This window comes from Sorangium sp. So ce176 (assembly GCF_051519835.1).
GTDB lineage: Bacteria > Myxococcota_A > Polyangia > Polyangiales > Polyangiaceae > Sorangium > Sorangium cellulosum_G.
Window position 1 is genome coordinate 882,438 of the sequence record NZ_CP150371.1, and the last position, 18,583, is coordinate 901,020.

At 75.4% G+C, this 18,583-nt stretch carries 6 protein-coding genes; 5 read left to right on the forward strand and 1 reads right to left on the reverse strand.

What is annotated here, in order from left to right; genetic code table 11:
* The first annotated feature begins 41 nt into the window (after window positions 1-41).
* Window positions 42-1,547, forward strand: a complete 1,506-nt coding sequence (locus tag WMF42_RS03325) for a serine/threonine-protein kinase (RefSeq protein WP_061610540.1) — start codon at window positions 42-44, stop codon at window positions 1,545-1,547.
* 285 nt (window positions 1,548-1,832) lie between these two features.
* On the opposite strand, the gene WMF42_RS03330 is transcribed toward WMF42_RS03325, so the two are convergent.
* The gene (locus tag WMF42_RS03330; protein ID WP_437690118.1) at window positions 1,833-6,152 is read right to left on the reverse strand and encodes a tetratricopeptide repeat protein; all 4,320 of its coding nucleotides are present in this window, start codon (window positions 6,150-6,152) and stop codon (window positions 1,833-1,835) included.
* A gap of 391 nt (window positions 6,153-6,543) precedes the next feature.
* Between WMF42_RS03330 and WMF42_RS03335 the strand changes: the two genes are divergently transcribed.
* The 4 genes from WMF42_RS03335 (at window position 6,544) to WMF42_RS03350 (ending at window position 18,495) form a co-directional block, all read left to right on the forward strand.
* On the forward strand, window positions 6,544-7,143 hold the full coding sequence (locus WMF42_RS03335) for a peptidyl-prolyl cis-trans isomerase (protein WP_434045474.1): 600 nt from the start codon (window positions 6,544-6,546) through the stop codon (window positions 7,141-7,143).
* A gap of 51 nt (window positions 7,144-7,194) precedes the next feature.
* Complete coding sequence (locus WMF42_RS03340; RefSeq protein ID WP_061611500.1) at window positions 7,195-7,491, forward strand: polyhydroxyalkanoic acid system family protein; 297 nt, start codon at window positions 7,195-7,197, stop codon at window positions 7,489-7,491.
* A 442-nt stretch (window positions 7,492-7,933) separates the two neighbouring features.
* Window positions 7,934-12,667: a hypothetical protein gene (locus WMF42_RS03345; RefSeq protein ID WP_437690121.1), complete on the forward strand. Its 4,734-nt coding sequence runs from the start codon at window positions 7,934-7,936 to the stop codon at window positions 12,665-12,667.
* Entirely contained in the window at window positions 12,664-18,495 is a 5,832-nt protein-coding gene (locus WMF42_RS03350; protein WP_437690123.1) for a hypothetical protein, read from the forward strand. The genes WMF42_RS03345 and WMF42_RS03350 overlap by 4 nt, the downstream gene beginning before the upstream one ends.
* Window positions 18,496-18,583 lie beyond the last annotated feature (88 nt).

Genomic DNA, 18,583 nt, shown 5'->3' on the forward strand with positions numbered 1-18,583 from the left:
GCTGCTCGTACCCTCTGAGCATCGTGCCTCCTGGAGAACCTATGGAGCCCCCGCACTTCTCCGTCCTGCACCCCGGCGCCATCTTCTGCGGAAGATACGAGGTCGTCCGTTGCATCAAGGCCGGCGCGATGGGCGCGGTCTACGAGGTGCTGGACACGGTGACACACAGCCGCAGGGCCCTGAAGGTGATGCTTCCCGGCATCGTCGACGACCCCGATCTACGCGTCCGCTTCGCCCAGGAGGCGAAGATCACAGGCGGCGTGGAGAGCGACCACATCGCCCGGGTCTCCGATGCCGGCATCGATGTATCCTCCAGGACGCCCTTTCTTGTGATGGACCTGCTCCGCGGCGAGGAGCTGGGCAGCATGCTGAGGCGACGCGGACCGCTCCCGCCAGCAGAGGCGGTGACCTACCTCTTCCAGGTCGCGCTCGCTCTCGAGAAGACACATGCGGCGGGCATCGTGCACCGCGACCTGAAGCCGGAGAATCTGTTCGTCACGTCGCGCGATGACGGAACACCCTGCGTCAAGATCCTCGATTTCGGTATCGCCAAGGTGGCGGCACAGAGCAGCCAGGCCAAGGGAACCGTGCCGATCGGGACGCCGCTCTACATGTCCCCTGAGCAGATCCGCGGAGATGGTGACATCGGGCCGCGGGCCGACCTGTATGCGCTCGGTCACATCGCGCACGCAATCCTCTCTGGGGAGGCTTACTGGACTGCGGAGATGAAGGCGGCACCATCCATCTTCCCTGCGCTATCGAAGATCGTTGCTGGACCGCTCGAGCCGCCCAGCGTTCGCGCGGCGTGGCGCGGCGTGATCCTACCCCCGGCCTTCGATGCCTGGTTCCTCCGTGCAACGGCCCTACGCCCCGAGCACCGGTTCGAGGGGGCCCGCGCAGCGATCGGCGCTCTGGCCGAGGCGTTGGGGCTGTCGAGTCCGCGCGCGAGCCTGCCGTCGCATCCTCGTGCACTTCCAGAGGCGACGATCCCGATCGAGGGCGCCGGAGTCCGTCCAGCACAGGCGCAGGATCCTGTGAAGAGCCACGGAAGTGGCCCGCAGGTTCCAGCGGGCCATGCGACGGGGGCTCCCACCACGCTCACGACACGTATCTGGAGGCGGCGTCGTCGCGGGCTGCTACCTCTGGCGGTCGCACCTCTCGCGCTGCTCCTGCTCGGTCTCCTTGGTTTCATGGTATGGCGCACGACCTCTGGGCACGACGAAAGCCGCGGGAGGGAGGCTTCGTCGCATCGCGCTGACGGCGTCTCGAGCGCACAGGCGGTTGCGGGCTCAGCGGCCACCTCGTCGCCCTCGGAGCCCCCGGTATCGCCTCCGCCCCACCCAGCGCCTCTCCTCACAGCATCGGCCGTGGCAGCGTCTCCACCAGCTTCTTCGGCCGGAGAGAAAGCCGCGTCGATTTTGGTCGTCGCACCATCCAGCACAGCCTCTGCGCCAGCCGCAGTTTCGGCCAGTCCTTCACGGCCGAAGCCTGCGCCGAGCGCCGCGCCGTCAGCGACGGTCGTGCGCAAACAAAGAAGCATCTTTTAGCTGTGCTATACCGTTCTCAGGTGGAACGGGATACGGACTATCAAGACGCCAGAGAGAGAAGAAGTCTCTCTCTTCTCCTCGCATGCTTGGCCTATGGACGGCTTCTTGAGCCGGTCTGGTGTGCGCGACTCTGCCGAGCACTGCGCTAGAGGGCACGTGGATCTCAGATATCTTGTGTTCAGGGACCTCAGGTGCTCGGCGCGTCGAAACGCCGCCTGAGCCCGGATCTGCGCAGCCCGGGAGTGGCGCTGACGATGCCTTAGACCCTGCCAGGGGACGGGATGCTCAACGCCCCTTGCCCGCCCCCAGGCTCTCCAGCGCCTGCTGCGCGTCGCGCCGGTAGGCGTTGTCGGTCGGCGCCGTCTCCAGGAAGCGCTGGTAGTGGCGGATCGCCTTCTCGCGGTCGTTCGTCGCGCGGAGCGCCTCGGCCAGGAGGAAGTGCGCGTCGAACAGCCACGGGGGCGCCGAGCGCTCCGGCGCCTCGCCGAGGGCAACGGCCTGCTCCAGCTCGGCCGCGGCCCCGGCGCGGTTGCCGCGCGACGCGTAGATCTTGCCGAGGCGGTAGTGCCACTCGGGGACCTTGTCGTTCGACGCGATCGCCTTACGCCAGGCCTCCTCGGCGGCCGCCCAGTTGCCCTGGTCCTGGTAGCAGAGCGCCATCGTGGCGTAGGCCTCGTAGCGGGACGGCCGCTTCTCGAGCGCGATCTTCAGGTCCGCCAGCGCGTCGCGGCTCGCCCCCTGCTTCTGCAGGAGGACGCCGCGCTGCCAGTACGCGTCGCCGAGCTCTGCGTCGAGCTCGAGCGCGCGCCGCAACGCCACCTCCGCGCGCGCCGTCTGGCCCGTCTCGTTGGCGCCCCAGCCGACGTAGAGGTGGTACTCCGCGCGGTTCGGGTCGAGCTCCGCGGCGCGCTCCAGCAAGCGCAGCGCCTCGGCCATGTTGGTGCCGCGCACGAGGAGCGCGCGGCCGAGGAAGTGGTGCGCCTCGGCGGAGTTCGGGCGATCCTTGAGCACGTCGCGCAGCATCGGCTCGGCCTGGCTCGCGTGGCCCGCCATGACCTGCGTCGAGCCGACGCGCAGCTTCAGATCGATGTCGTTCGGCGCCTTGCGGAGCGCGTCCGCGTACATCTCCAGCGCGCGCTCGCTCTGGCCCGTCTCCTCGAACAGGAGCCCGCGCTCCAGGGCCAGGCCCGGGTAGTCCTTGTCGGCCGCCGTGACCTTGTCGAAGATCCTCGCCGCGTCGTCGAAGCGGCGCAGGCGGCGGTACGCCTCGCCCAGCTTGAACTGGCTGCCGAGATCGTCCTCCTTGGCGAGCGCCAGCTCGAGCTCCTGCCGCGCCTCGTCGTACCTCCCGGTCTGGAGCGCGACCTCGGCCTTGGCCTTGTGGAGCGCGGGCAGGTCCGGGAACTTCGCTGTCGCCTCCGACAGCCTCGCCGCCGCCGCCTCGTTGCGGCCCAGGCTCGACAGCAGCGAGGCCAGCGCGACGTAGGCGTCGACGACCTCCGGGCGGTTCTCGCTCGACTTCACGGCGTCGAGGTACGCCTGCTCCGCTTCCTTCTTGTTGCCGAGCGCGAGCTCGGTGCGCCCGATCCAGTAGGCCACCTGCGGGGCCGCCGCGTGGGTCTTCTGCAGGCCCTTCAGGAGGTCCTTTGCCTCCTTCATGCGCTCCTGGGCCAGCCACGTCTTCGCCTTGCCGATGTGCGCGGTGAGGTTCTGCGCGTCGGCGCGGGCCGCGGCCTCGAAGCGCGCCTGCGCCTCGGAGTAGCGGCCCGACCTGTAGAGGACCTCGCCGTTGCCGATCAGCGCGCGCACCGCCTGCGGATCGATCTTCACCGCGGCGGCGAACGCCTGCTCGGCCGCGCTCATGCGGGATCTCGTGAGGTGGACGGTGCCGAGCAGCGTGTACGCCTCGACGATCTCGGGGTCGCTCGCGGCGGCCCGGACCGGACCGTCGCCGGTGACCTTGACCAGGAGCTCGAGCGCCTCCTGCTCGCGCGCCGGCGTCTGCCAGAGGAGCGACGCGACCAGGGTGCGGGCGCCGACGTGGTTCGGCGAGGCCTCCATCGCGGCCCTGGCGCTCGCCTCGGCGGCCGCGGCGTCGCCGGCGAGGCGCTGCGCCCGCGCCAGGCCGAACAGCGTGCGCGCGCTCTTCTGGAGATCGTTCGCGCGCTGCCACGCGGCGACAGCCTTGGGCGCGTCGCTCGCGAGGAGCTCGATCTCGGCGGCGAGGACGGCGACGTCGATGTCGTCCTTGAGCTGGGCGCCGAGCGCCTGCGTGGCCTGGCGCGCGCGCGGGAGCTGGCCGGTGGCCGCGTCCTGCGCCGCGACCGCCAGCGTGAGCAGGTCGCTCGGCTCGGAGCTCGCGAGCGCGACCATCTCCTTGCCGAAGGCGTCGTCGACGGTCCGGTGCCCGAAGCGGACGCTGCGCGCGAAGGCGACGTACCCGGCGTAGGCCATTGTCGCCCGGTGCCGCGGCGCGCCGCCGCGCACGGCCTTCGCGTCGTTCAGCGCGCCGTTCGCGGCCGAGGCGGTGTCCTGGGCGAGGGCGGCCTGGGTGCGCTTCCTGAGATCGGCGAGCGCCGCCTCGTGCGCGGAGGCGTTGAGCCGATCGCTGATCATGTTCACGCCGAAGGCGCCGATGTCCGGCACGAGCGCGAGCGCGCCGCCGCCGACGGCGGCGACGGCGAGGACCGCGACGACGTAGCGCTTGATCTTCGTCTTCTGCTGCGGGGCTTCCTGGGCGGGCGCGGCCTTCTCGACCTGCGCCTCCGGCCCGGCGCTCAGGTCGCCGATCTCGGTGCCGGCGCCCGTGAGATCGACCTCGTCGCCGACGCTGGGGTGCGGCTCGCTGAGCTCGATGCCGCGATCGTCGTCGTCCGCCGGGGTCTGCGTGAAGTTCGCGGAGCGGTCGGACGGGTCGTACGCGGCGGGCGTGGCGCCGGTGGCGAGGCTCGTGACGCTCTCGCCGAGCGCGATCTCGTCGCCGAAATCCGCCGGCGGCATCCCGCCGCCGCTGGGCGGCTCGGGCGCCGTCGGCGGGAGCGGGCGCGGCCCGGGCGCCTGGAACGCGGCGCCGACGCGCGAGTCGTCGTAGTCCGGCGGTGCCTCGTCGAAGAGCTCGGCGCCGACGATGGTGCCCGGTCCGGCGGGCAAGCCGGGCCCGGTGGCCTTCGTGGGAAGCCCGGGGCCGGTGGCCTTCGCGGGGACGCCGACGGGCGCATGGGCGGGGAAGCCCGCGGTGGCCGGCGCGGGGAAGCCCGCGGGGGCATGGGCGGGGAAGCCCGCGGTGGCGGCGACGGGGTAACCCGTGGGCGCCGTGGCGGGGTAGCCCGCGGGCGCGTTGGCGGGGAGCCCTGCCGCGCTCGGGGCCGGGAGCCCGGCGCGGACCGGCGAGGGGAGCGGCGCGGAGGCCGGCATGGGCAGGCCCGCGTCCGGGAACGGAGAGGGCATGCCGATGACGCCCGGCACCGAGCTGGGCAGATCGCCGGCCACGATCGGCAGATCGCCCGACGAAGGCGAGGGCAGCTCGGGGTCGCTGTCGCCCTCGAGGGGCAGCTCGAGCTCGCCGAAGCCGAACGACATCGAGGCGCTGCTGGAGCGCGCCGGCGGCGCCGGGGGCACGTCGTCGTCGAGGTCCCCGAAGTCGTACTCCGGGGCCACGCGCGGGGGCGCGGCCTCTCCCATGCCGCGGGTTCGCCCGCGGCCGAGCGGCTGCGTGGCGGCCCCGGCGCGGCCGCTGGGCGCCGAGTCGCGCGCGCCGAACGCCGGGTCGCGGGAGCCGGGCGCCGAGTCGCGCGCGCCGAACGCCGGGTCGCGGGAGCCGGGCGCCGAGTCGCGCGCGCCGAACGCCGAGTCGCGCGGGCCGAACCCGAGGGTCCGCCGGCTGCTCGGAGGAAGCGGATCGACCCGCGCTGGCAGATCGGTCTCGGCGAACGCCGCGGGCGTCGCCGGGGCGGTGCGCGACTCCGCGCGCGATCGCGCCGGGAGCGGCGACGGCGCGGCGGGCATGTTGCCGTACACGACAGGCAGGTCGTCGGGATCGAGCCCTTGCGCCTCGACGTCCGCCGGGCTCGGGAGCTCGACCATCAGGTCGATCTCGCCGAAGCCGCGGCGCTGCGGCACCGTCTTGGCGTTGCGGCGATCGGAGGGCGCCGGGCGATCCGGCACGTCGGGCAGGCCGATCTCGCCGAAGACCTCCGGGCCCGGCGGCTCGGCGCGCGGCGGCGCTGGCGCTGCCGCCGCGATCGGCGCCGGCGCGGCGGGCGCCGTCTGCGCTCCGCGGCGCGGGGGGGTCGGCACCGGCGGGGGGCCGGCGCGCCGGGGCGGCGCGACCGCGGGGAACGCGACGTCCTCCGGGGCTGCCACGGGCAGATCGGCGTCGTCGTGCATCGCAGCTGCGCTCCGCTCCGCGAGATGAAGGCCCCCCGCGTCAGCCTGCGGCGCGGGCGCAGGCGTCGGCGCAGGTGTCGCCGCTGGCGCAGCGCCCCCCTTCGTCACCAGCAGGCTCGTGCCGCACTTCGGACAGCGCATTTTGAGCCCCGCTGGGGGAACGCGCTTCTCGTCGACCTGGTACGGCGATTTACATCCGTCGCACTCGACCTTGATCATGCTCCCCGACCCGATGCGGGCGCTGCGACTGCCTGCGCAGGCCCCTTCACGCTCGTTCGGCCTGCGAAAGGCCGGGATGCCCCGACATCCGCTCTCCTTACTAGCAGGGCTTGTGGTCCTTGGATCGCCTCTTCTACGGGCTCTCCTCAAATCGGCCCCGGCACCCGCGTCCAGCGCGTATCCCGCGCGCGTCGTGCCCACGCCCCGCCCACGCCTCGCCCCGCGTCGCGCGGCAGCTCGCGCGCCCTACGCCCGGAGCAGAGCCGGAACGCCGCCGGCGGCGAGGCGGCCGCGACCAGAGGACGTCGGGGGCGCGGGGCCGAGGACGCGGAGCGCCCCGTCAACGCGGCCTCGCCAAGCGTCCTCCACCTGTGCTAACGCGCTGCCGCCCATGCAGCGGTCGACGGCGGTCATCTACACGCTCTTCTTCGCGGGCGCCGTGGCGTTCGTCATCGCGCAGAGCGGCCCGAAGGGCCGCGGGGCGCCCAGCGCGCCCGCCGACGCCGGCGCGGCCGTCGACGCCGGCGCGCCCGCGGCGACGGCGCCGACGGCGGCGGACGACGGCGACGCAGGCACCGACGCCGGCGTCGAGGGCGCCCCGGGGAGCGGCCCTGAGCAGGCGACGCGATCCGACGCGGGCATCACGCTCCTCTCAGGAGAGGCTCCGCCCGGGCTGCCCACCGAGGCCCCGAAGAAGGTGCGCTTCGGCGTGGTGCTGGTCCAGTACCGGGGCGCCCAGGGCGCGCCGCCGAACGCGCGATCCAAGGACGCCGCGCTGGCGCTCGCCAGGGAGCTCACCGAGGTCGCCAGGACAGACTTCAAGGCCGCCGTCGACAAGGGCGACAAGGGTTCGACCGACGACCTCGGCTTCATCCCGCGCGGCGTGCTCGAGCCCGCGCCCGAGTACGAGCTCTTCAGCCTCCCCAAGGGGGGGGTGAGCGGCCCGGTCGACACGCCGCGCGGCTTTTGGATCACGCGGCGGATCGAGTAAGAAGGCGCACCGCGCGCGGCGCGTCGCCGCGCGAACGAGGGGAGATACCGTATGGCGACGATCGACATCCGCCGGCAGCACTCGCTCAGCAAGGAAGAGGCCCGGCAGCGCGCGGAGGTGCTCGCGCGGGGCATGGAGGACAAGCTCGGCCTCCAGTGGCGGTGGGATGGCGATCTCATCCGCTTCGAGGCCCCCGGCGGCGCCGCCAAGGGGACGAAGGGTCTCGTGCGCGTCGAGGCGTCGGCGGTGCAGGTCGAGATCGATCTCCCGTTCCTGCTGAAGGCGATGAAGGGCACGATCGAGTCGAAGGTCAACGAGAAGCTCGAGGCCGTCCTCGGCAAAGCCTAGCGAGAGCGCCCGGCCCCAGCTCGCCGGGCGGCCTCGATCGACAGGCGTCTCAGGCGGCTCGCCGCCTGGCCGCTCGCCGCGCACCGTCGTCCGGCGCTCCCTCCTCCTCGTCTCGTCGCCCTCGGCTCGCCAGCGAGCGACCTCCACCCTCGAGCGCCTCGCGCCCCTGCGCGCGGCAGCGCACCGCGTTCCTCGTCTTCCGAAGGTTCCGAGGACGCGCGCTCCGCGCCTCGCGCCCCTGCGCGCCCCTGCGCGCCTCGACCGCCGGAGCGCGAGCGCCGCGCGGCGCTGCCCGAGCCCACCCCCTGCCCGGCGCGCTTTACTCCGCGCGCTTCGGTTCGCTACTCTCCGCCATCGTCATGCGTTGCGCACAGATGAGACCCCCTTCGGAGGCGTCGCAGGCGAGATGACGGTTCAGGCACCCGAGGGGCAGGTGGAAAGCATGACGGCCCTGATCGCGCGTCTTCGCGCGGAGCAAGGCGACCAACCGGAGCGACAGCTCCAGGCGCTGTTGCTGCATGAGCTCGGCGCGCTCGAGGAGGCGCTCGGCGAGGAGCCCACGGCGGCGCGCGACTACCTCGCCGCGTTCAACGCGGATCCGCAGTTCCGCGAGCCGCTCGAGGCGCTCGTCCGCATCCTCACGCGGCGCAAATCGATCAAGAACCTCGGCAAGCTGCTCGACGCGCTCACGCGCGCCGCGGCCACGCCCGAGGAGCGGGCGCGCGCGTTCTGGGAGCGCGCCGCGTACCTCCAGGATCACGAGCAGAACCTCTCGGCGTCCAAGGAGGCGCTCGAGGAGGCGGCGCTCAGCAACCCGGAGGACGCGACGCCGTGGCTCGAGCTCGAGCTCATCGCGGCCAAGGAAGGCGATCTCGCCGGCCGGATGCGCGCGATCGAGGCCCGCGCCGAACTCGCGACCGACCCGACGTGGAAGGGGCTGCTCTTCATCGAGCTCGCCGACCTCGCCGCGGCGACCGAGAACGTGGAGCGCGCCTACGAGCTGCTCGACGCGGCCGCGGCGCTCGAGGGCCGGGCGCGCTTCAGGTCGCAGCTCGCGCTCGAGGCGATCGCGCGCCGCGAGGAGGACCTCGGCGCGCTCGCGCGCGCCCTAGAGGGGCAGGCCGAGCTCATCGCCGACGCGCTCGACGACGAGGCGAGCGGCGAGGCCAACGGCGTCCCGCGGACCATGCGCAAGCCGGAGCACGCGGCCGACGCGTGGCTCCGCGCCGCCGAGCTGACGCAGCGCGCGGGGACGGGCGGCTTCGCGTCGCTCCTCGAGCGCGCCGCCGAGCGGCTGCCCCAGTCGGCGCTGCTCGGGCGGGCGCGCATCGCCGCGCTCGAGGCCGCCGGCGAGGCGGAGGCCGCCGCCGGCCTGGCGAAGCAGGAGATCGCGCGCGGCGCGAACGGGCCCGGCGCCGCGGCGCTGTGGCTGCGCATCGCCGAGGCGGCGGCGCTCGCGAGCGATCGCGAGGCAGCGCTCGCGGCGCTCCGGAGCGCGCTCGCGGCCGATCCGCAGTGCATCCCGGCGCGCGCGCTGGAGATCGACCTGCTCGGCGACGGCCAGGATCCGTCCGCGTTCGCCGCGTCGCTCGAGGCGACCGCGGCGTCGTACGGCGGCGACGAGGCGCGCGGGCGCGCGCTGCTCCTCGCGGCGTACGTCTGGGCGGTGCGGACCGACGACGTCGGCGCGGCCAAGGCGGCGCTGTCGCAGGCCGGCATGGCCGGCGTCCACCCTGGCGTGCTCGCGCGGTTCGGGCGATCGTTCGCGGCGCTGCGCGGCGACGCGGCCTGGTACGAGGAGTCGACGAAGCGGCTGCTCTCGACCGGCGTCGACCCGGCCGAGAAGGCGAGCCTGTGGTTCGAGATCGGCCGGAGCCGCCTGCTCCGGGGCGACGCGGACGGCGCCGAGGGCGCCTTCGCCGAGCTCGCCGCCGCGGGCGCGGACGACGGCGCCGCGCCCAACGCGTGGCTCGGGAGGACGCTCGGCGCCTTCGCGGTCGACCTCGTCCGCAGCCGGCGCGAGCCCGGCGACGAGGCCGGCGCCGCCCCGCGGCGCTCGCCGACGGTGATCGAGGCGCTCGCCGAGGTCGAAGGCGAGGACACCGCGCGCGGGCTCTGGCTCGTCGCGGCCCTGCGCAGCGCCCGCAACGGCGAGCTGGACCGCGCGCGCACCCGGCTGCGCGCGCTCTTCGAGCGCTCCGCGGACGACCAGGTCGTCGCTGTGTTCCTGGCCGAGCTGGACCGGCGCGCCGGCAGCCCCACCTCCGCGGCCGCCACGCTCTCGACCTGCGCCGCGGCGATCGACGATGCCGATCTCTCCGCGGCGCTGCACATCGAGGCGGCCATCCTGCTCTGGCGCGCCGGCGAGCGCGCCCGCGCCGTCGACGAGCTCGAGGCCGCGCGCGGCAAGGCGGCGCGGGCGGGCGCGACGATGCTCACGTGGGCGCTCCGCGGCCACGAGGCGGACGACCTCCACAGCCGGCGCCGCGCCCTCGAGGTGGCGGGCGAGGCGGGCGAGGACCCGGCGGCGCTCGCGCTCTCGCGGTTCGGCCTCGAGGTAGGCGCCGCCGAGGGCGGCGACCCGGACGAGGCGCTCGCGGCGCTCGCGGCGCTCGAGGCGCAGGCGAGCGACGACCTCGCCCTGGCGGCCGCGCTCGGGAGGCTCCTCTGGCAGCCTGCCCTCGAGCAGCGGAGCGCCGTCGAGCGCGCGCTCGACTACATCGAGGAGCAGGGCGACGGCGCCGCGTCCGTCGCGCAGGCCGAGCGCTTCCGCCTCACGCGCACCCTCGACCAGGATCGCGCGCGCACCGCGGCGCGCGCCGCCGCGTGGGCCGCGGCCGACCCGAGCCCGCACGCCGACCTCGAGTGGCTCGGCGCGGCGCTCGGCGCCGAGGACCGCGAGGCGGAGGTCGCCGCGCGGAGCGCCCTCGCGCGGCACCTGGCGGGCGAGGCCCGCGCCGCGATGGAGGCCTCGGCCGCGATCGTCGGCGCGCTCGACCAGCCGAACCTGCCGCGGCCGTTCCTCTCGGGCGAGCACGCGCCCGCGCAGCTCGCCAACCTCGAGCTCGCGCTCCCCGGCTGCGATCCGCGGCGCCGCGCGGCGGCGCTGCACGGGCTCGGCGACGCGCTCGGCGAGGACGCGCAGCTCACCGCGCTCGGCCTCGCGGGCTGGTCGGACTTCGCCGCCGGCGATCACGAGCGGGCGCTCGCCGCGTTCCGCACCGTGGTCGAGCGGCGGCCCGACGACATCGCGGCCTGGGAGGGCGTCCGCGCCACGTCGGAGGCGCTCCGCGACCCCGTGTCGACCGCGCTCGCCGCGGCGCAGCTCGGGGCGCTCAGCAAGGACGACGCGCGCGGCGCGGAGTTCTGGGAGAGCGCCGGGCTCTTGCTCCTCGAGCACACCGACGCCCACGACGACGCGGAGATCGCGTTCGATCGCGCCTTCGGGCGCGACCCGCGGCGCGGCGTCGCCTTCGATCGGCTGTTCCGCCGGGTCCGCGCGCGCAACGAGGACGGCCGGCTGCTCGACATCATCGAGCGGCGGCTCGGCGTGGCGGACAGCGACCTCGAGATCTGCAAGCTGTTCTGGGAGCGCGCGCGCGTGCTCCGCAAGAAGGGCAAGCTCGACGAGGCGCTCGCCGCGCTCGAGAACGTGACGCTGCTCGAGCCGGATCACATCGGCGCGCTGGCGCTCTCGGCCGACATCTCCAAGGCGCAGGGCGACCTCGGCCAGGCGGCGGCCTTCTACGCCGAGCTCTCGCGCGTCGCGAAGGCGCCGGGGGAGCAGCGCCTCATGTCCGGGATCACCGCGGTCGACGCGTACGAGAAGCTGGGCGAGCACGACAGGGCGCTCGAGGTGCTTGTCGGCCTGCACCGGGCCGGCCTGTCGACGCTCCCCGTCCGCGAGCGCCTCGTCCGGGTCGCCGCCCGGGTCGGCTCCTGGGACGAGGCCACGCGCCTGCTCGAGGAGCTCATGGTCGAGCGCGACACCCCCGCCGGCCGCATCGAGGCGGCGCGGCTCGCGATGGCGATCTACCGCGACCAGCTCCGCGCCCCGCGCCGCGCCGAGAGGGCGGCCGCGAAGCTCCTCGAGGAGGCGCCGGACGACGGCGAGGCGATCGATCTCGTCCTCACGACGGACTACGATCCCGCGTTCCGCACCCGCGTGCTCGGCCGCGCCAAGTCGACGCTGATCCACGCGCTCGCGTCCGACCCGATCGACGCCGACCGGGTCGCGCTCCTCGCGAAGATCGCGGGCGCCGGCCAGGACGCGGCGCTCCGGCAGGCCACGCTGGGCGCCCTCGTCGCGCTCGGCCGGAGCGACGAGGGGATCAGCGCGGAGCTCAGGAAGATCGACGGCCGCGTCCCGGCGCGCCCGCAGATCGCCCTCGACGCCAAGGCCATGGCCGAGATCGCCGACCCCCTCGACACCGGGCCGGTGGGCGAGCTGTTCGCGAAGATGGCCGAGACGATCACCATGGCGCTCGGCCCCTCGCTCGTGTCGCTCGGCGTGGGCAAGAAGGACCGCATCGAGTCGCGCGGCGGCCACCCGCTGCGCGTCGCCGTCGCCGAGTGGATGGGCGCGCTGAGCTTCGAGACCGACTTCGAGCTCTACGTCGGCGGCCCGAGCCCGCGCGGCGCCACCGGCGTCTATGGCCAGCTCCCCGCGCTCGTGCTCGGCCCCGAGATCACGACGCCGCTCGACGCCGCCTCGCGCTCGGCGATCGCGCGCGAGGCGTTCGCGCTGCGCCGGGGCATCACGTCGCTCAGGACCCGGGACGACAACACCGTCGCCTCGCTCGTCGCGGCGGCCTGCATCGAGTCGGGCCTCGCGGTCCCGCACCCGCCCTACGCCGTCTTCGGCGAGGTCTCGCGGGCCATCCACAGGGAGATGCCGCGCGCGACCCGGAAGGCCATCGCCGAGGTGTGCCAGCGCATCGTCTCGAGCCAGCAGGACCCGCACCGCTGGGCGCAGGCCGCCCGCAGGAGCATCGATCGCATGGCCGTCATCGCCGCCGGCGACGTCTCGCTGGTGCTCTCGGACATCCTCGGCACCCCGCGCGAGCAGCTCGGCGGCGTCGTCGCCGAGAGCGAGCGGACACGCCAGCTCGTCGCGTTCGTCCTGTCGCAGAGCTACCTCGAGCTCCGGAAGAAGCTCGGGATGGGGGTCCGGTGAGCAAGAATCCGCAATCCAAGAGCTCCTCTGGCAACGGCGGCGAGGAGGGCACGCCGTCGCAGGAGAAGATCACCGTCCCGCCGCCGGCGATGTACGGCGCGGCGGTGTCCGAGGGCGACGTCGAGGAGGCCACGCTCCTCGCCAAGATCCCCGACGAGCTCATCAAATCGATCCGCGCCGCCGAGGAGGGGGAGCGCGTCGGCGAGGGCGGCCTGAAGCAGCTCTTCTCCCGCGAGCCGGTGCCGGTGCCCGCGCGGCCCGTGCAGAGCGCCGGAGAGAGCGACGCGCTCATCGACATGCTCTTCGAGGACCAGCGCGCGGACGACGCCGACGACGGCGTCGTGACCTCGGCGCCCGCGCTGACCGGCGCGCGCCGCAACGCCGCGCCGCCGCCCGCGCCGCCGCGGCTGCCCGTGTCGACGCCCACGCCGCCGCGGCCGACGTCGTCCTCGCCGCCGCGGCCCGCGTCGCTGCCCCGCCCCGCGGTCCCACCCCGCTCGGGCAGGCCGGGCGACGTGAAGGCGTCGCTCGGCGGCGATCTCACGCCCAGCGATCGCACGCCGAGGATCCCGCCGCCCGCCGCGCCCGCGAGGTTCACGGCGCCGCGGCCGCCGTCCGCCGCCGTCGCGCCGCCTCCGCTGCCTCCAGCGTCCAGGCGATCGGAGGCCGTGCACGACGAGGACACCGCCGAGCCGGGCGACCGCGCGACGCCGATCCCCGACGGCGGCGACCCCCCGTTCGAGTTCGCGCCGCCCAGCGTCGTCAGCAGCAGGCGCCCCGCGCCGACGCGGGGCTTCGAGGACGAGCTCGCGAGCGGCATCGAGGACGAGGACACGACGGGCTTCGACGACGAGGAGACCAAGGCCCTCGACGAGCCCGGGCCCACGACCCGGCCGTACGCCGGCGAGCCGTCTGCCCCCGCCGACCTCTGGGACAAGGCCGCGATCGAGAGCGATCCCGGCGAGCTCGTCGACGAGTCGAGCCTGATCCACGGGGTGGTCGACGCCGACGCCGACGACGATCTCGCGAAGACGCGCGTCGCGGACCGGCGGCCGTCGGTCCGGTCGGCGTTCGCGCCGCGCTCGGTCGCGCCGGCGAGCGCGCCCGAGAGCCTGCCGCCGCTGCCCTCCATCCCGCCGCCCGCGTCCGTGTTCCCCGGCGAGCAGGACGCGAGCGCGATCCTCGTCCAGTCGCAGCAGCGCGACGTCTGGGCGGCGCGCGCCGCGTGGCTCCGCGCCGAGGCCGAGCTCATCGAGGATCCGACCGCCAGGTCGCGCGCCCTCCTGCCGGTCGCCGAGCTCTACGTGATGGCCGGCGAGGACGCGACCGCCCGCGCCGTCGCCGCCGAGGCGCGCGACCTCGCCCCGGGCCTCGTCTTCGCGCACCGGCAACACCGCGGGCTCCTGATGCGCGAGGGGGATCTGCCCGGCGCGCTCGACGCGCTCGAGGCCGAGACCCGCATCCTCGGCACGCCGGACGCGCGCTGCCACAACCTGGTGCTCGGCGCCGAGCTCTCCCGCGTCTCGCTCGCCGACCCCGAGGGCGCGCACAAGCGCCTGGAGCTCGCGGCCCGGATCCACCCCGTCGATCCGCGCGCGCACGTGCAGCGCTTCTGCGAGGCGCTCGCGGCGCCGGACTCGGACGCGGCGGCCTCCGCCGCGATCGCCAAGTTCCGCCTCCCCGACGCGCCCGAGCTCGCGCCGCTCGCCGCGGCGTGCGCCCAGGTCGCCGCGCACCGCGGCGCGCCGCGCCGCGCCCGCGCCGCGGCGGCCACCCCGTACGAGGCGCTGCTCCGCGCCCGCGCCCTGCTGCGCGCCGGCGATCTCACCGAGGGCCTCGCGAGCCTCGAGCCGCTGCGAGACACCTCGCTCGCGCCCGCGGCCGCCTGGCTCACCGCCGCGCTGGGCGCCGCGCGCAGGGAGACCCGCCCGGCGGCGCTCGCCGCGCTCCGCAGCGTCACGTCCGGCTCCCACGGCGGCCAGGCGCGCCGCGCCCTCGCCGCGCAGGCGATCGAGCTCGGCGACGCCGCCGCGGCCCGCGGCGCCACGCTCGAGGGCGGCGGCGCCGGCGGCGCGTTCTCGCCGGCCGATCACGTCGTCCTCTCGGCGCTCGCCGGCGGATCCGCCGGCGAGATCGAGCCGTGGCTCGACGCCCTCGCCGGCGATCCCGAGTTCGCGCCGCTCTGCGCCGCCGCGAGCGCCGCCCTGAGCGACCCGGGCGTCGCGGCCGACGGGGCGCTCGAGGACGGCGACCCCGCGCCGAGGGGCGTGCGCGCCATCGGCGGCGCGAGCGCCCGCGCCGCCGCGAGCCTCGGCCGCGCGCTCTCGCGCGAGGCGATCGCCGCCGAGGGCATCGACGCGAGCGACGCCTTCTCCCGCGCGGTGCTCACCTACGGCGACAACGCGCCCGAGAGCTCGCTCTTCCGCGCCCTCGCGCTCGAGCTCGACCTCGACGGCGATCGCGGCGCCCGCGTCGCCAGGAGCGTGGCCGCGCTCCGCGACGTCGCGTCCGATCGGGACAGCGCGCTCGCCGCCGCCGTCATCGCCGAGATCGCGGGGGACCAGCGCGCGGCGATGAGCGACCTCGATCGCGCCCGCGCCGCGGATCCGCAGCACGAGGGCGCCGCGCGCGCCCGCGCCGCGCAGGAGAGCGGCGTCGGCGCGGCGCGCATCCTCGCGGAGCACGCGCTCACGCTCGAGGAGGGCCCGCGGGCCGCGGTGCTCGTCACCGAGGCCGCGATCCGCCTGCTCGACGGCGGCGACAACGAGGAGGGCGAGCGCCTGCTCTCGCGCGCCGCGCAGATCGACGCGAAGCTCCCCGTCGCGCTCCACCTCGGCGAGCGCAGCGCGCGCGCCCGCGTCGACCGCGACGGCCTCCTCGAGTGGCTCAGGACCCGCCGCGAGAGCGCGGCCGATCCGCTGGAGCGGGCCCACGACCTCGTCCGCGAGGCGCTCCTCGTCGCCGAGGCGGATCCCGCGTCGGCCGCGTCGCTCCTCGAGTCGGCGCACCGCTCGCGCCCGCAGGACATCGGCCTGCGCGAGCTCTTCGAGCGGCTCGCGCCGGAGCCCCCGGCCGACCGCGCCGCCTGGCGCGCCGAGCGCGCCACCGAGCTGATGCGCGCGCTCCACGCCGGCGGCGACGACGTCGCCGCGGCCGGCATCGAGGCCGCCCGCCTCGCGCTGGAGGCCGCCCTCGAGTACGAGCGCGCCGGCGATCTCGGCCAGGCCGCCGCGTGCGCTCGCCAGGCGATCACCGCGGGCGACGCGGCGCTCGCGCCGATCGCCCTCCACCGCGCCGCCGTCGCCGGCCACGGCACCGGCGAGCTCGTCGACGCGCTGATCCCGCGCGCCCGCGAGGCGACGGACGTGGTCGAGCGCCTCGAGATCTACGAGCGCCTCGCGGAGCTCGACGAGCTCGGGCGCAGCGACGCCGGCAGCGCGCTGCTCTGGCGCCGCTCGATCCTCGAGGAGACGCCGCACCACCTCCCGACGCTCCGCAAGGTCGCCTCCTACCTCATCAGCGAGGGGCGAGACGAGGAGCTCGAGCCGATAGCCGTCGAGGTCGCGCGCGTCCTCGACGGCCCGGAGGCGATCGCGCACGCGCTCCTGTCGGCGCGGCTGCGCATGCGCGTGCTCCCGTGGGAGGAGACGTTCGAGCCGGTCCAGATCGCGTACCGGAACGAGCCGCGGGGCATCTGGGCGCTGCGCCAGATGGCCGCCCACGCCCGCGCGAAGGCGGATCACGCCCTCGCGATCGAGGCGGAGCGCCAGCTCATCGAGCGCACCGATCGCCCGTCCGAGGCCGCCGCCCTGTCGGTGCGCGCCGCCAAGGACGCCCTCCTCGCCGGCTCGATCGAGGACGCCGTCGCCTTCTTCCGGCACGCGATCACGCTCGTCCCGCACTACCTCGTCGCGCACCTCGATCTCGCCGACGCGCTCGAGCGCGGCGGCGACGCTGCGGCCGCCGCCGCGGCGCTCGAGTCCGCGGCGGGCGCCAGCGTCGGCTCCGAGGGGCGCGCGCACTCGCTCTACGCTGCGGCCGTGCTCTGGCAGGACAAGGTCCAGAACGCCGCGCGGGCCCGCGACGTCCTCGAGGCGGTCGCCACGGTCGACCCGTCGTACGCCGACGTCTTCTCGCGGCTCAAGGCGATCTACGTCGCCGAGGGCGCGCGCGCCGAGCTGGCCGCGCTCCTCGAGCGCCGCCTCGACGCGGTGACCGATCCGGCGGAGCGCGTCGAGATGGAGGTCCTCCGCGGCCGGGCGCTCGCCGACGTGGGCGACGCGGCGGCCGCCAAGCGGGCGCTCGCCGCCGCGCTCGACGCGAACCCCGACCACGTGGAGGCCCTGTCCGCGTTCGCCGACGTCTGCGCCGGCGAGGGCGACTGGACCGGCGCCGAGCAGGCGTGGATCCGCCTCGCGCGCCTCGTCCCCGACCCCGAGATGCAGGCCGCGATCTACCTCCGCCTCGGCGAGCTGTACGACGAGCACCTCCCGAACGCCGAGCGCGCCGAGCTCGCGTACCAGGAGATCCTGAAGCGCGCGCCGGGCGACGTGGGCGCGCGCGAGCGCCTCGTCGCGCTCTACAAGCGCGCCGGCGACGGCGCCCGCGCGCTGGAGCAGCAGAACCTCCTCATCAACGCCGCGGAGGCGCCCGAGCTGAAGTGCCGCCGCACCGCGGAGCTCGCCGAGATCTACGAGTCGATGGGCGAGATGAAGAAGGCCGAGGCCACGCTCCTCACCGCGCGCAAGACGTGGCCGAAGGACGACTTCGCGCTCGGCGCGCTGGCCCGCTTCTACCAGCGCACCGAGCAGGCCGCCGCGGCGAACGTCCTGCTCGACCGCGCCCTCGCCGACGCGCGGCGGGCGCTCAACACCGGCCGCTTCGAGCCGTACCTGTTCTCGACCGTCGCCACGGTCGCCGAGCTCCGCGGCCGCGCCGGCGCGTCGCGGATCGCGCGCGCCACGGTCGCCGCGCTCGACGGCCGCGACGCCGCGATGGGCGGCGCGGGCAACGCCGCCGGCGCCGCCCGCCTCGACGCCCACCTCGCGCCGGAGCTCATGACCCCGGCGTTCCGCGAGCTCCTGCTGAAGACGGGCCCGCTGCTCGACACAGCGGTGGCCTTCGATCTCGACTCGATCCGGGCGACGCCGCTGCCGCCGCAGCACGCCGACATCACCGACCTGGCCCGCGGCGTCGGGGCGGCGTACGGCCTCCCCAACCTGCAGGTCTACATGACGGCCGCGCTCGGCGCCGTCTGCGTGCCGGCGTCCACGAGCCCGCCCAGGATCGTCCTCGGCCAGTCGCTCGTCACCTCGGCGCGCGAGGACGTCCGGCTCTTCCTCATCCACCGCGCGGTCAAGATCCTCCAGACCAACGCCTCGGCCTTCTCGCGGACGGCGCCGATCGATCTCTGGCCGCTGCTCGCGGCCTACCTGAAGGTCTTCTCCCCGTCGTGGTCGCCGCAGGGCGCGGACGCCGGGCGCCTCCGCGAGTACCAGGGCCGCATCGATCGCGCGATGTCGGGCGGCGCGGATCCGAAGCTTGGCATCCTCGCCGCGGACGTCATCGGCTCGATCGGCAACCGCGCCTCGACGCTCAACACGGCGATCAACGGCTGGGGCAACCGGGCCGCGTTCCTCGCGGTGGGCGATCTCAGCGTTGCGCTCACGGGCATCGCCTGGGCGGGCGGCCACGCGAACGCGCCGCCCGCCGCGGGCAAGGACCGCGTCACCTGGATCGGGCGCAACGCCGAGGCGCGCGACCTCATCGTCTTCGCGGTGAGCGACGGCCTGGCCGAGGCGCGGGAGCATCTCGGGTTCAACGAGTGACGCGGCGCGGGCGCTCCTCGTCGGGCGCCGCCGCGCTATGTTGAGCGCGCGTCTCGCGATCACTTCGCCATCGCGGGGGCTCGCTCGG